Origin of the sequence: Kitasatospora griseola, from assembly GCF_044999035.1 — a bacterium.
GTDB classification, from domain to species: Bacteria; Actinomycetota; Actinomycetes; order Streptomycetales; family Streptomycetaceae; genus Kitasatospora; species Kitasatospora griseola.
In genome coordinates this window covers 5,269,637-5,283,964 of sequence record NZ_CP173360.1, presented here as the reverse complement: position 1 = coordinate 5,283,964, position 14,328 = coordinate 5,269,637, and the positions used below count along the sequence as shown (strand labels likewise).

The following is a 14,328-nucleotide window of genomic DNA, read 5'->3' as shown; positions in this document are numbered from 1 at the left end:
GCTACAACCGGGGGTGCCAGGTGCCGGACAGGGCGCCCGCGGCGTGCGCGGGGGGCTCGGCGGCGAACGCCGTCCAGGCGGCGGCGGCCCCCGCGAGCAGCAGGATCACGGCGATCAGCACGGCCAGCGTGCGGCGGCGGCGGATCTGCTGCGCCCGGGTGCGCCGGTGGGTGCCGGGCGCGGGCTGGGTGCGCTGGGCGCGGGACTCCTCCGCGTAGGAGGCGAGCTCCCCGGCCGACGGGCGGCGCAGGCTGGTGTGGGTGTCCCGGGTGGAGTCGGGGGTGGGCCCGGGCACCAGCGGGACGGCGGGGCCGCGCCGGCGGCGGTGGGTGCCGCGGCCGGCGTCCGCCTCGGCGTAGACGGCCTCGCCGGGGGTGGGCGCCTCCTCGGTGGCGGTGCGCTGGGCGGGCACCGCGAGCGGGCCGACGCCGGCCAGCTCGGGCAGCAGCAGGCGCAGCCGGGAGGCCAGCTCGGAGGCGCGCAGCCGGGAGGCGGGGGCCTTGGCCAGGCATTCGGAGATGATCCGCCACAGGCCGTCCGGCATCCCCTCGACCGGGGGGACGTTCTCGGTGACGTGCCGGCGCAGCACCGCGCCGGTGTGGCCGCCGCCGAACGGGGTGGTGCCGGTGAGCAGCTCGTACAGCACGGTGGCGAGGGCGTAGATGTCGACGGCGGCCCGCGGCTCCAGGCCCTCGATGATCTCGGGGGCGAGGTAGTCGGGGGTGCCGATGATCCGGGTGGCCCGGGTGCGGCGGGGGGCGTCGACCAGGCGGGCGATGCCGAAGTCGGTGAGCTTGGCCCGCGGGGCGCCGCCGGGTCCGGGCGGGGCGGCCAGGTCGAGCAGCACGTTCTCCGGCTTGACGTCGCGGTGCACGATGCCGGCGGCGTGCGCGGCGGCCAGGCCGTCGGCGACGTCGGCGATCACCGAGGCGGCGACCAGCGGGGCGAGCACGCCGTCGTGCTCCAGCCGGGTGCGCAGGTCGGTGCCCTGCACCAGGTCCATCACCAGGGCGAGGTCGCTGCCGTCCACCACCATGTCGTGCACCCCGACCACCCGCGGGTGGTCGAGGCAGGTCAGGGCGGTGCGCTCCTGGACGAAGCGGCCGACCAGGACCTGGTCGGCGGCCAGGTCCTCGCGCAGCAGCTTCACCGCCACCGGCCCGTCCGGGCCCTCGCCGAGCCACACCGTGCCGGCCGAGCCGCGGCCGATCACCTGGTGGACCGTGTACCGGCTGCCGATCTTGCGTGCCAATGCTGCTCCGTGGGCTCGTGAGGTCGGTGCTCGACGAACAACCTACGCGCCCGAGCGGCTTCCGGGGGCCGTGGAGGGCCCCCGGAGAGGTTCCGATCCGGTGGAATTTCGCGGCATTGTCGACAAAGCGTCAATCCTAGTTGCCGGTATGGCTGCCGACCCAGTCCCTCGCCGAGTCGAACCAGCCCACCACGTTGTCCCAGTAGTGCGGCAGCGGCGTGAAGTTCCACAGCGCCAGGCAGCCGAGCGCCAGCACCACCAGCACCAGCAGGCAGCCCTTCGCGCAGCCCAGGCCCGGGATCCACATCCGGTTGCGGCTGCGCCGGCGCGGCTCGCGCTCCCGCTCGCGGGGCGGCTCCGGCTCCCGGTACGGCGGCTCCTGGCGACGCGGCGGGGCCGGCTCGGCCCGGCGCTGCGGGGCCCCGTGGCCCTGCGGCCGGCCGTCGTAGCCGGGCGGCGGGCCGGCGGGCTGCTGCTGCGCCTGGTACGGCGGCGGCGCGACCGGCGGACGCCCGCCGCGGCCCTGCGGGTACTGGCCGCCCTGCTGGCCGCCGCCCTGCGGCGGGTACTGACCGCCCTGCTGCGGGTGCCGGCCGGGCTGCGGCTGGTACGGGCCCTGCTGCGGGGCGTACCGGCCGCCGCCGGGCTGCTGCGGGTGCGGGGCCTGGTACGGCGGCGGGGCGACCGGCGGGCGCTGCCCGGGCGGCGGGTACTGGCCGGCCTGGTACGGGCGGGGCGCGACCTGCGGGTCGGCCAGGTCCTCCGGCTCGAAGTAGCCGATCCGGGTCTGCTCGTTGCGGTCCCGGGCGGCCTGCATCTGGGTCTGCCACGGGTGCGGCCCGTCCGGCTGCTGCTCGGGCGGCGCCGGCGGCACCGAGGGCATCACCGCGGTCCGGTCGGCGGGCGGCGCGGGCGGCTGCGGGCTCATCAGCTGGGTGCGGTCCTCGGCGCCCGGGACGGCCTGACGGTGCGTCATGACCTGGGTGGCGGCCGCCGGGTCGTACCCGTTGCCGCCGAGCGCGGGCTCGTGGGCGGGCGCCGGCGGGGCCGGCGCCGGGTCGGGCACCAGCAGCGCGCCGACCGAGAGGGCGGCGTCCACGGCGGCCGGGGAGGAGTGCACGCCGATGCCGGCCGCCACCACCCGCAGCGCCTCGGCCAGCGAGACGGCGGTGGGCCGCTCGGCCGGGTCCTTGCGCAGGCAGCGCTCGACCACCGTCCACAGCGGCTCGGGCATGGTGCGCGGCCGCTGCGGCTCCTGCGCGAGGTGGGCCTGCAGGATCGCCAGCGGGTTGTCGCCCTGGAACGGCGGGCGGCCGGTGACCAGTTCGTACAGCATGATGCCGGCGCCGTAGACGTCCACCGCGGCGGTCTGCGGGCGGCCGTCGGCGGACTCCGGGGCGACGTACACGGGGGTGCCGACGAACTCGTGGGTGCGGGTGATGCCCGGGGAGTCGGCGAGGCGGGCGATGCCGAAGTCGGTGAGCATCGGGTACATCTGCTCGCCCCCGTCCACGGCCAGGGTGGCCAGCAGCACGTTGGCGGGCTTCAGGTCCCGGTGCACCACGCCGTCGGCGTGGCTGGCGGCCAGCGCGTCGGCGATCTGCGCCATCAGCAGCGCGCTGGCGATCGGCGACAGCGGGCCGGACTCGCGCAGGTAGCGGAACAGGTCGGGGCCGTCGATCAGGTCCATCACCAGGGCGAGCAGCTCGCCCTCGACCACCAGGTCGCGGGTGCGCACGATGTTGGGGTGGGTCAGCCGCAGCAGGACGGAGCGCTCGCGCAGGAAGCGCATCACCACGTCCGGGTCGGCGGCGAGCTCCTCGCGCAGCACCTTCACCGCGACCGCCTGGCCGGGCTGCAGGCCCGGCACGGCGACGTCCTCGCGCACCCGGCCGCGCCAGACCGTGCCGGTCGCTCCGCGTCCGAGGCTCTCCTCGAGCAAGTACTTGCTTCCGACAGGCCGCACCTGTGCACTCCGTTCGGTCACCCCGCGCCCGCTGCGGGGCCGCGTTCCGGCACTCCCCCGTTCCCGTGAACGGCGCCGGGGCCTCCGGTGAACCGCCCGCGCGCGAGGGCTCCCGGTTTTTCGGCAACTCTAACGGTGCCCGCGCGGGTTTCCGAGGTGTTGCCGAGGTCGGACGCGCACTGTCGGCCACCTGGGGTGTCCGGGCATCCTTGACCTGACTCGGCGTCGGATTCACCATGTCGATGATCGCAAGATCGTCAAATCCGGTACCGTGCGCGGACTGTCCGTCCCGAGTGGCAGGATGGCAGGCACCACACGTGTGCAGAAGGGACCCCGGGCGTGATGCAGATCCGGCTCACCGTCCTTCGACCGCGCAGCGGCCCGACCGGCCCCGGGAGCTCTGCCGACGTCCTGGTCACCGCACCGGCCGGCACCACGCTCGGCGCCGTCGCCACCGCGCTGGCCGGAGCGGTCGGCGTCCGCGGCCCGCGCTCCGCCACCCACGTCCACCTGTACGCCGGTGAGGAACGGCTGGACGAGCAGCTCCCGCTCGGCCACCCCCCGCTGGTCGACGGCGCCGTCCTCGCCCTCGGCGAACCCGACCCGGACACCGAGGACACCGCCGGCCGGCCCGCCGCCGAACTGCGCGTCGTCGGCGGCCCCGACGCCGGCGGCGTCCACCGCCTGCACGGCGAACGCATCCGGATCGGCCGCTCCACCGAGGCCGACGTGCCGCTCGACGACCCCGACGTGTCCCGGCTGCACCTCGCCCTGCACCTGAGCGCCGACGGCCACGCCACCGTCCAGGACCTCGGCTCCACCAACGGCACCCTGCTGGACGAGCGCTACCTGCGCGAGGAGAGCGCCGAACTCGCGCCCGGCGCACTGCTGCGGATCGGCGAGTCCACCCTCCAGCTCGCCCACCCCGCCGACATAGCGGCCCGCACCGCCACCCCCGACGGCGAGGGCCGGCTCCGGCTCGCCCCCCGCCCCACCGCCCGCACTGCGCCCGCCCGCCCGGCCGGCCCCGCACCCGCCGCCGAACCCGTCGCCGAGACCGGCGAGCGCCGCGGCCGCTGGCTGCGCCGCACCCGCCCCGAGCCGCCCGCCGTCGACACCGACCGGCAGCACGCCACCGCCCGCCTGAGGCAGGCCGCCAACCAGCGCGAACGCTGGCCCGACCCGGCCGCCCTGCTGCTCGCCGCCCTCGGCGCCGGCCCCCGGCTGTGGGAACGCGGCCCCGACCACCCCGACGCGCTCACCCTGCGCCTCGGCACCGCCGACCTCCCCGGCGGCCCCGGCACCGCCCCCGGCACCCTGCTGCCCGCCGTCCCCGCCACCGTCGACCTGCAGACCGCCGGCAGCCTCGGCCTGGCCGGCCCGCGCCACCGCCTCACCGGCCTGGCCCGCGCCGCGCTCGCCCAACTCGCCGCGCTGCACCCGCCCAGCGGCCTCGCCCTGGTGGTGATCGCCCCCGAGCAGCACGCCGAGGACTGGGCCTGGGCCCAGTGGCTGCCCCACCTGCGGCCCGCCCACAACCAGGCCTGCCGACTGCTGTACGGCCTCGGCCCCGACCAGGCCGAGGCCCGGCTCACCGAACTCGCCTCCGCCACCGCCGCCGTGCCCGCCACCGTCGTCCTGATCGACGGCGACCCCGGCACCGAGGCCGGTCGGCGCGCCCTCGGCCTGCTGCTCCGGCAGGGCCCCGCGGCCGGCGTGTTCGTCCTCTGCCTCGCCGAAGCCCCCGAGGACCTCCCCACCGGGCTCGGCGCGTTCGGCCTGATCACCGGCGAGGTCGCCACCCGCCTCACCCTCGACCGTCCGGCCGGCGGCGCCCGCGAACGCCTCACCGACATCGCCCTCGACGCGGTCTCCCCCGCCTGGGCCGAGCGCCTCGCCCGCACCCTCGCCCCGCTGCGCGAGGCCGCCACCGACACCGAGGCCGCCCGCGGACCGCTTCCCGAGGCGCTGCGCCTGCTCGATCTGCTGCGCTCCGAATCGCTCTCCCCCGCCCGGCTCGCCGAGAACTGGAACGCGCTGCCCGCCGGCGCGGGCGCCGCCGCCGCCCTGCTCGGCACCGCCCGCGGCCCGGCCGGCGAGGAGACCTGCGCCGTCGACCTCGCCGAGGACGGCGACCACCTGCTGATCGGCGGCGGCCCCGGCTCCGGCAAGTCCGAACTGCTGCGCAGCCTGGCCGCCTCGCTCGCCGTCTCCGAACGCCCCGGCCGGCTGTCGCTGCTGATGATCGACGGCGACCGCGCCGAGGACGGCGGCCTGGCCGGCTGCACCGACCTGCCGCACGTCACCGACCACGTCAACGCCGCCGAGGACCCGCGCGGCGCCCTCCTCGCCGCCGAACGCCTGCTCGACGAGCTCGCCCACCGCGAAGCCCTGTTCGACGGGCTCAGCTTCACCGAGTGGCACACCCGGCGGATCTTCGACAAGACCCCCGCACTGGTCGGCGGCCCCGCCGACGACCCCGGCGACCGCCGCCGCGTGGTCGAACCCCGCCGCTCCCCCGACGCCCCGGCCGCCGACACCGCCCCCGCCCGCCTGGTCGTCGTCGTCGACGACCTCGACGCACTGCTCGGCCCCGCCTCCCCCGGCGGCCGGCCGCTCGCCCGCGCCCTGGCCGCCGCCGCCACCCGCGGCGCCCGCCTCGGCGTGCACGTGGTCGCCGCGACCGGCTCGCCCGAGACCACCGTCGGCACCGAACTCGACGACGCCGCACAGCTGCGGATCGCCCTGCGCACCGACCGGCCCGGCGACTCCGACCTCCTGATCGACCTGCCCGACGCCGCCGCCCTCCCCGGCACCACCCCCGGCCGCGGCTACCTGCGCCGCCCCGACGGCGCCGTCACCGCCTTCCAGGGCGCCCGGGTCAGCGGCCGCATCCCGCGCACCGCGACGCTCCGGCCCACCGTCGTCGCCCAGCGCCTGGAGGACCACGGCGCCGCCCCGTCCCCCCGCCCCGTCCGCGAACTCGGCAACGGCCCCACCGACCTCGCCCTGCTCGCCTCCGCCCTGCGCCGCGCCACCGAGAGCTGACCGCTCCGGGCTTCCGGACGGCGCCGCTCAGCCGGCGGCGTCCGGAAGCTGCGCCGGGCAACGGCCGCCCGGCGTCGTCAGCAGTTCGAAGTGCCACATCTCGTTGGCGTACACCTGGCACAGCCCGTACCTGGCGCCCTTCCGGTTCAGCCAGTCGTCGGCGTCGGTCGGCCCGACGTCCACCGCCTTGCCCGACACGTGCGAGGACTTCTCCGGCGTGTTCACGAACCGCCGTGCCAGCTCCAGGCTGCCGTGCTTCTGCACCGCGGCGTCCAGCAGCCGCTGCTGATAGCTCCGGCTGCGCCACCCCGAGGTGACCCGCAGCTCGATCCCCTGCGCCTTCGCGTCCGTGGCCGCCGCCCGCAACGCGGCCAGCAGCGCCGGATCGAGCCTGCTCACCGCTGCCGAACCGTCGTCGAACGGGCTGGCCGAGACACCGGTGGCCAGCTCGCCGTCGGCGGCCCGCACCTGCCCCGGTCCCCCCACGGCGAACGCCGCCACCGCTCCGAGCACCGCCACCGCCCCGACTGCGGTGATCGTCCGCCGTGTGGTCTTCCGCATATCCGTCTCCTGCTCCGTGCGCTCGTTTCCGGGCTCCATTGCAGGGCGGGCGGTGTTGCGAGGGCGTCTGCGTTTCCGCATACGTTTTCGAGACGCGGCGTCGGGTTCAATGGATGTCCGATCGTCGAGAAGTGGAGCTGTCGCGTGCGGGTGCTGGTGGTGGAGGACGAGGAGTACCTCGCCGAGGCGGTGCAGGCGGGGTTGCGCTTGGCGGCGATCGCCTGCGACGTCGCGGGGGACGGGGAGGCGGCGTGGGAACGGCTGGGGGTGCACCGGTACGACGTGGTGGTGCTGGACCGGGACCTGCCGGGGATGTCGGGGGACGAGGTGTGCCGGCGGATCGTCGCCGCGGGGCTGGGCTGCCGGGTGCTGATGCTGACGGCGGCGGCGCGGTTGGACCAGAAGGTGGCGGGGTTCGAGCTGGGGGCGGACGACTACCTGACCAAGCCGTTCGATCTGGCCGAACTGGTGGTGCGGCTACGGTCGTTGGCCCGTCGGCCGGAGCAGTCCGCGCCGCCGGTGCTGGAGTTCGCGGGGCTGCGGGTGGATCCGTTCCGGCGCGAGGTGTTCCGGGACGGGAGGTACGTCGCGCTGGCGCGCAAGCAGTTCGCGGTGCTGGAGGTGCTGATGGCGGCGCGCGGCGGGGTGGTGAGCGCGGAGGACCTGCTGGAGCGGGCCTGGGACGAGCACGCGGACCCGTTCACGAACGCGGTGCGGATCACCATCTCGGGTCTGCGCAAGCGTCTCGGTGAGCCGTGGGTGATCCACACCGTGCCGGGTGTCGGCTACCGCCTGGACGCGGTGTGAGCCGCCCGCGCCGGTTGACCGCCCGGCTGCGGCTGACCTTGAGCTACACGCTGTTCACCGTGACCACCGGCGTGCTGTGTCTGGGCGTGGTGTACGTCGGCATGAAGTACGTCCCCAACTACCCGTTGACGTCGGCGAATCCGCGCTACCGCTCGGACGCCCCGTCGCGGCAGGAGATCCTGAACTCGCTGCTGACCGCCTCGGGGTACGCGCTGGCGCTGCTGACGGTGGTGGGGATGGCGGGCGGCTGGCTGGTGGCGGGGCGGGTGCTGCGGCCGTTGCAGGAGGTGACGGCGGCGGCCCGGCGGGCGTCCGGCGGGGATCTGGGGCACCGGATCGCACTGGCGGGGCCGAGGGACGAGTTCACCGAGCTCGCGGACGCCTTCGACGAGATGCTGGCCCGGTTGGAGCGCTCGTTCGAGGCGCAGCAGCGTTTCGCGGCGAACGCCTCGCACGAGCTGCGCACGCCGTTGGCGATCAACCGGACGATGCTGCAGGTGGCGGCGGCCGACCCGGCGGGGCAGAACTGGCCGCGGCTGGTGGAGCGGCTGCTGGACACCAACCGGCGCGGCATCGAGGTCACCGAGGCGCTGCTGCAGCTCGCCGAACTCTCGCACGGCGCGCCGGATTCGGCGCCGCTGGAGTTGTCCGCGCCGGTCCGCGAGGCGCTGGCGGCGGTGGCCGCCGAGGCCGCCGAGCTGGGTGTCGCCGTCGACGCGGAGCTGTCCGCCGCCCCGGCCGTCGGCAACGAGGTGCTGCTGCGGCAGGCGGCGGTGAACCTGCTGCAGAACGCCGTCCGGCACAATCTACCGGCCGGCGGCCGGGTGGAGCTGACCACCGGGCCGGACCCGGAGCACCCGGGCCGGGTGCGGCTGACGGTGCGCAACTCCGGCCCGGTGCTGGAGGGTCCGCTGGTCGCCACGCTCACCGAGCCGTTCCTGCGCGGTGGCGGCCGGACGGCGCAGCGTGGTCCGGTGCGGCGCGGGCACGGCCTGGGGCTGGCGATCGTCGCGGCGGTGACGGAGGCGCACGGCGGGCGGCTGCGACTGGCGGGCAACCCGGACGGGGGGCTGACGGCGGTGCTCAGTCTGCCCGGTACGGCCGGTAGTGGGGCTGCGGGCGCGGCCAGGTGAGGTCGAGGAACAGCGGGTAGTTCTCGCGTTCCAGGCAGCGCAGCAGGAACTCGGGGAAGGTGCCGCGGGTGGCGTACCACTGGCCGGTGTCGCTGACCACGGCGATCGGCCAGCGGTCCGGGTCGGGGCCCTGGGCGAGGAAGAACCAGGCGCCGCCGTACTTGTCGGCGCCCCAGCCGATCAGCCCACCGGGTTCGGGGTGGTACGGGAACGGGTCGAAGTCCAGGTTGCGCTGCTGGCCGGGCTTCCAGCCGTACCAGAGGCCCCACAGCTCGCGGGCCTCGTCCTCCGTGCCGTCGAGCGGCCCGAGCACGCTCAGGAAGCCGTCCAGGGTGCCGGGGCCCCAGCGGTCCACGAAGGTCTTGTAGCCGGTCGGCAGCCGGACCCCGAGCATGGCCTCGGAGGCGTCCCAACTCGCCTGCGGGGCCTGCCCGTCGGGCTCGCCGAGGAGTTCCGCGAGCCGGTCGAACACGGGATCGGTCATGCCCGCCATTGTGCCGGAAACGCCCTGTGCCAAAAATGCCCAAAGGGGCCCCGGGCGCAGTGCCCGGGGCCCCTTCGGTGCGGTCAGCGATCGGCGCGCAGCAGGGTGCGGATGACCCGCATGGCGACCGAGAGGCTGGACAGCTCGTAGTTGTCCGAACCCCTTATGTCGTCGAGGGTGGTGCGGGCCCGGCCGAGCAGGTTGCCGTTGAGCTCGGCCCACTCGGTGTAGCGCTCCTCGGGGCTGGCCCCGGCGGGGCGGACGGCCAGCACGTCCGCGGTGAGCGCGGCGTGCGCGGCGTACAGGTCCTCGCGGATCGCGGCGCGGGCCATCGAGGACCACCGGTCGGTGCGCGGCAGTTCGATGATCCGGTCGAGCAGGTGGCTGATCTCCAGGCGGTCGCCGAGGTCGTAGTACAGCTCGGCGACGTCCATCACGTCGGCGTCCGAGCGGTCCGCGACACCGACGATGTCCAGCGTCGGGAACGCGGAGGACAGCCCGGCCATCCGGCCGGCCAGCTCGTCGGGGACGCCGGCCGAGGACAGCTTCTGGTACACCGACTCGTACCAGGCGAGGTCCTCGCCGCGCAGCGGCTTGGGCAGCGAGTCCCAGACCTGGTTGACCCGGTCGTGGAAGAACTCGATGGTGCCGGCGATGTCGAGCGGCTGGCGGCGGTTGCCCAGCATCCAGCGGGTGGCGCGCTCGACCAGGCGGCGGGCGTGCAGCCGCATGGTGGTCTGGATCTTGGCGCCGACCTGGTTGTCGAGGCCCTCGACCCGGTCCCAGAGCTGCTCCAGGCCGAACACCGCGCGGGCTGCGGCGTGGGTGCGGGCGATCTCCTCCATCGTCGCGCCGGTCTCCTCGCGGAGCCGGAACGCGAAGGTGCAGCCACCTCGGTTGATCGTGTCGTTGACGATCAGGGTGGTGACGATCTCGCGGCGCAGCGGGTGGTTGTCGATCTGCTCGGCGAACCGGGCCCGCAGCGCGGACGGGAAGTACTGGTGCAGCACGTCCCGGAAGTACGGGTCGTCGGGCAGGTCGGTGGCGAGGAGTTCGTCCGCCAGGGTGATCTTGGTGTAGGCGAGCAGCACCGACAGCTCGGGCTGGGACAGCCCGCGGCCGGCCTGCTGGCGCTCCCGGATCTGCTTCTCGGTGGGCAGGAACTCCAGCGCCCGGTCGAGCTGGCCGTTGGACTCCAGCCGGTTGATCATGCGCGAGTGCACGTTGACCATGCTGGCGGCCTGCGCGACGGCGTTGGCCAGCACCACGTTCTGCGCGTAGTTGTTGCGCAGCACCAGGCGGCCGACCTCGTCGGTCATCTCGGCGAGCAGGGTGTTGCGCTGCTTGACCGTCATGTCGCCGTCGGCGACCACCTGGTTGAGCAGGATCTTGATGTTCACCTCGTGGTCCGAGGTGTCCACGCCGGCCGAGTTGTCGATGGCGTCGGTGTTGATCCAGCCGCCGCTGGACTGCGGGCCGCCCTGCGAGGCGTACTCGATCCGGCCGAGCTGGGTGCAGCCGAGGTTGCCGCCCTCGCCGACCACCCGGGCGCGGATGTCGCTGCCATTGACCCGGATCGAGTCGTTGGCCTTGTCGCCGACCTCCGCGTTGGTCTCGGTGGAGGCCTTGACGTAGGTGCCGATGCCGCCGTTCCAGAACAGGTCCACGGGGGCCTGCAGGATGGCCTTCATCAGCTCGGCGGGGGTGAGCTTGGCGGCCTCGATGCCGAGCCGCTCGCGGACCTGGGCGGACAGCGCGATCGACTTGGCGGAGCGCGGGAAGACGCCGCCGCCGGCCGAGATCAGCGACTTGTCGTAGTCGTCCCAGGAGCTGCGCGGCAGGTCGAACAGGCGGCGGCGCTCGGCGTGCGAGGCGGCCGCGTCCGGGTTCGGGTCGAGGAAGATGTGCCGGTGGTCGAACGCGGCGACCAGGCGGATGTGCTCGGACAGCAGCATGCCGTTGCCGAACACGTCGCCGGACATGTCGCCGATGCCGATGACGGTGAAGTCCTCGGACTGGGTGTCGACGCCGAGCTCGCGGAAGTTGCGCTTGACGGACTCCCAGGCGCCGCGGGCGGTGATGCCCATGCCCTTGTGGTCGTAGCCGGCCGAGCCGCCGGAGGCGAACGCGTCGCCCAGCCAGAAGCCGTACGACTCGGCCACGCCGTTGGCGATGTCGGAGAACGTTGCGGTGCCCTTGTCGGCGGCGACCACCAGGTAGGTGTCGTCCTCGTCGTGGCGGACCACGTCGACCGGGTGCACGACTTCGCCCGCGACCAGGTTGTCGGTGATGTCGAGCAGCGCCGAGATGAAGGTCTTGTACGAGGCGATGCCCTCGGCGAGCCACGCGTCGCGGTCGACCGCCGGGTCCGGCAGCTGCTTGGCGACGAAGCCGCCCTTGGCGCCGACCGGCACGATGACGGTGTTCTTGACCATCTGGGCCTTGACCAGGCCGAGGATCTCGGTGCGGAAGTCCTCACGCCGGTCGGACCAGCGCAGACCGCCGCGGGCGACCTTGCCGAAGCGCAGGTGGACGCCCTCGACCCGGGGCGAGTACACCCAGATCTCGAAGGCGGGGCGCGGCGCGGGCAGGTCCGGGATGGCCTTGGGGTCGAACTTCATCGACACGTACGAGTGCCAGTCGCCCTCGGCGTCGTGCTGGAAGAAGTTGGTCCGCAGGGTGGCCTTGATCAGGTGCAGGAAGGAGCGCAGGATGCGGTCCTCGTCCAGCGACACGACCTCGTCGAGGGCGCCGGCCAGCTCTTCCAGGATGGCGTCGGTCAGCTCGTCGCCGCCGGAGCGGTGGCTCGGCGACAGCCGGGCCTCGAACAGGTTGACCAGCAGCCGGGTGGTGTGGGTGTTGTTGTTGAGCGCGTCCTCCATGTAGTCCTGGGAGAACGTGGAGCCCGCCTGCCGCAGGTACTTGGCGTACGCGCGCAGCACTACGGCCTGACGCCAGGTCAGCTTGGCGGTGAGGACCAGCTCGTTGAAGCCGTCGTTCTCGGCCTGGCCGCGCCAGGCCGCCGAGAAGGTGTCCTGGAAGCGCTCGCGGTCCTCGTCGGTGAGGTCGGTGCCCTCGCGCAGCCGCAGGCCGAAGTCGACCACCCACGCGGTGGTGCCGTCGGTGCGGCGCAGCGCGTACGGGTGCTCGTCGAGCACCTCGACGCCCAGTCGTTGCAGGACCGGCAGGACCTCGGTGAGCGAGATCGGGCCGCCCACCCGGTAGATCTTGAAGCGGCGCTCGTCGTCGCCCGCGCCGACCGGCTGGTACAGGTTCAGGCGGAAGTCGCCCTCGCCGGTGAGCGACTCGATCTGCTTGAGGTCGGCGACGGCGGTGCGCGGCGAGTAGTCGGCGCGGTAGCCGTCGGGGAAGGCGGTGGCGTACTTGTGGCCCAGCTCGGCGGCCTTCTCCTCGCCGAACTCGGTCTGCAGCTGGTCGTTGAAGCCGTCCATCCAGAACCGGGCGGCCTCGGCGAGCCGGTTCTCGATCCGCTCGATGTCGGCGTCGGTCAGCTGCGGCAGCTCGGTGCCGGGGGCGACCCGGACCACGAAGTGCAGGCGGGTCAGCACCGACTCGGTGGCGTACACCGTGTAGTCGATGGTGTCGCCGTCCAGCTCCTCCTTGAGGATGCTCATCAGGGCGAGCCGGATGCGGGTGGTGTAGCGGTCGCGCGGCAGGTACACGTACGCCGAGAAGTAGCGGCCGTACTCGTCCTGGCGGAGGAACAGCCGCAGCCGGCGGCGCTCCTGCAGGTACAGCACGCTGGTGGCGACGGACTGCAGCTCGGCGACGGCGGTCTGGAACATCTCGTCGCGCGGGAAGGTCTCCATGATCTGGAGCAGGTCGCGGCCGTCGTGGCTCTCGCCGGAGAAGCCGGCGCCCTCCATGACCTCCTGCACCTTGCGGCGCACCACCGGGATCCGGGTGACCGACTCGGTGTAGGCGGCGGAGGAGAACAGGCCGAGGAAGCGGCGCTCGCCGATCGGCTCGCCGGCCGCGTTGAACTTCTTCACGCCGACGTAGTCGAGGTACGCGGGGCGGTGCACGGTGGCGCGGCTGTTGGCCTTGGTGAGGATCAGCAGCTTCTTCTCGTGCGCCTTGGCGCGCACCGGGGCGGAGAGCCGGCCGAAGGCCTCGGAGACCGGGTGGTGGTCGGTGTCGTGGCTGAGCGGGTCGGCGCGCAGGATGCCCAGGCCGGTGCCGGCGACCGCCTTGAGCACCTCCTCGCCCTCGTGCTCGACCAGGTCGTACTCGCGGTAGCCGAGGAAGGTGAAGTGGTCGTCGGCCAGCCAGCGCATCAGCTCCCAGGCCTCGCCGACCTCCTGCTCGGGCAGGTGCGCGGGGGGCTGCTCGGCGAGCTCGTCGGCCAGTCGGAGCGCGGAGTCGCGCATCTTCGACCAGTCCTCGACGACCTCGCGGACGTCGCCCAGCACGCGGCGCAGGCCCGACTCGATGTCGCGCAGGTCCTCGCGGGCGGTCTCGCGGTCGATCTCGATGTGCATCCAGGACTCGACGACGGCGTCCGCGGGCCACTCGGCGCCGGCGGCCCGCGCGCGGTTGCACGCGTCGATGTCGAGGATCTCCAGCAGCTTGCCGGTGAGGTCGCGGCGGACCGCCAGCTGCGGGTGCACGACCAGGTGGATGGCGCGGTTCAGGCGGGTCAGCTCGTTGGTGACCGAGTCGACCAGGAACGGCATGTCGTCGGTGACGACCTCGACCACGGTGTGGCCGCAGGACCAGCCGTTCTCCTCCACGGTCGGGGTGGAGACCCGGACCTCGGCGGTGCCCTGGGGCCGCTTGAGGCCCAGCCGGTAGTGGGAGGCGGCGGCACCGTAGACGTCCACCGGGTCCCGGCTGATCAGGTCCTCGGGGGCCGTGTGGAGGTAGTAGTGGTGCAGGTAGGCGGCCAGAGCGCCGTTGCTCAGCCCCTCCCCGGGCGCCGCTCCCCCCACCTGGCTGTTCTCAGCGGCTGCTGCTGCCTTCTTGAGCAGTTCGGCCTTGGCTGCGTCCAGCTTGGTCTGCATGGCTGTTTGGCTCCTGTCGCGCGCCGTTGCGTGACTCGGTGATGACTGGTGGG

General features: G+C 74.2%; 8 protein-coding genes. 3 read left to right on the top strand and 5 right to left on the bottom strand.

The genetic code is table 11. The features are described 5' to 3' along the window. Position 1: 1 nt before the first annotated feature. Both ACI1MP_RS24020 and ACI1MP_RS24015 read right to left on the bottom strand, forming a co-directional pair. Positions 2 to 1,252, bottom strand: a complete 1,251-nt coding sequence (locus ACI1MP_RS24020; protein WP_404869441.1) for a serine/threonine-protein kinase — start codon at positions 1,250 to 1,252, stop codon at positions 2 to 4. Positions 1,253 to 1,388: 136 nt separating this feature from the next. Next, positions 1,389 to 3,218 carry a protein kinase domain-containing protein gene (locus ACI1MP_RS24015; RefSeq protein WP_404869440.1) on the bottom strand — a complete coding sequence of 610 codons (1,830 nt, stop codon included), beginning with the start codon at positions 3,216 to 3,218 and terminating at the stop codon, positions 1,389 to 1,391. A gap of 342 nt (positions 3,219 to 3,560) precedes the next feature. Between ACI1MP_RS24015 and ACI1MP_RS24010 the strand changes: the two genes are divergently transcribed. Next, positions 3,561 to 6,266: an FtsK/SpoIIIE domain-containing protein gene (locus ACI1MP_RS24010; RefSeq protein WP_380341104.1), complete on the top strand. Its 2,706-nt coding sequence runs from the start codon at positions 3,561 to 3,563 to the stop codon at positions 6,264 to 6,266. 27 nt (positions 6,267 to 6,293) lie between these two features. On the opposite strand, the gene ACI1MP_RS24005 is transcribed toward ACI1MP_RS24010, so the two are convergent. Continuing rightward, on the bottom strand, positions 6,294 to 6,827 hold the full coding sequence (locus ACI1MP_RS24005; RefSeq protein ID WP_404869439.1) for a M15 family metallopeptidase: 534 nt from the start codon (positions 6,825 to 6,827) through the stop codon (positions 6,294 to 6,296). Positions 6,828 to 6,971: 144 nt separating this feature from the next. Here ACI1MP_RS24005 and ACI1MP_RS24000 point away from each other — a divergent pair, with 144 nt between their 5' ends. Together ACI1MP_RS24000 and ACI1MP_RS23995 are read left to right on the top strand one after the other, a co-directional pair. Beyond that, positions 6,972 to 7,634 (top strand): response regulator transcription factor, encoded by a 663-nt coding sequence (locus ACI1MP_RS24000; RefSeq protein WP_100588572.1) that lies wholly within the window; start codon positions 6,972 to 6,974, stop codon positions 7,632 to 7,634. Further along, the gene (locus tag ACI1MP_RS23995; protein WP_404869438.1) at positions 7,631 to 8,767 is read left to right on the top strand and encodes a sensor histidine kinase; all 1,137 of its coding nucleotides are present in this window, start codon (positions 7,631 to 7,633) and stop codon (positions 8,765 to 8,767) included. The genes ACI1MP_RS24000 and ACI1MP_RS23995 overlap by 4 nt, the downstream gene beginning before the upstream one ends. Here ACI1MP_RS23995 and ACI1MP_RS23990 read toward each other — a convergent pair. Beyond that, positions 8,718 to 9,251: a hypothetical protein gene (locus ACI1MP_RS23990; RefSeq protein ID WP_404869437.1), complete on the bottom strand. Its 534-nt coding sequence runs from the start codon at positions 9,249 to 9,251 to the stop codon at positions 8,718 to 8,720. The two genes, ACI1MP_RS23995 and ACI1MP_RS23990, sit on opposite strands and share 50 nt — an antisense overlap. Before the next feature lie 83 nt (positions 9,252 to 9,334). Next, positions 9,335 to 14,275 (bottom strand): NAD-glutamate dehydrogenase, encoded by a 4,941-nt coding sequence (locus ACI1MP_RS23985; RefSeq protein WP_380340934.1) that lies wholly within the window; start codon positions 14,273 to 14,275, stop codon positions 9,335 to 9,337. Positions 14,276 to 14,328: the final 53 nt, after the last annotated feature.

Coding starts and splice junctions, on each gene's coding strand:
- ACI1MP_RS24010 (WP_380341104.1), top strand. CDS start 3,561: ATGCAGATCCGGCTCACCGTCCTTCGACCGCGCAGCGGCCCGACCGGC.
- ACI1MP_RS24005 (WP_404869439.1), bottom strand. CDS start 6,827: ATGCGGAAGACCACACGGCGGACGATCACCGCAGTCGGGGCGGTGGCG.
- ACI1MP_RS23990 (WP_404869437.1), bottom strand. CDS start 9,251: ATGACCGATCCCGTGTTCGACCGGCTCGCGGAACTCCTCGGCGAGCCC.
- ACI1MP_RS23985 (WP_380340934.1), bottom strand. CDS start 14,275: ATGCAGACCAAGCTGGACGCAGCCAAGGCCGAACTGCTCAAGAAGGCA.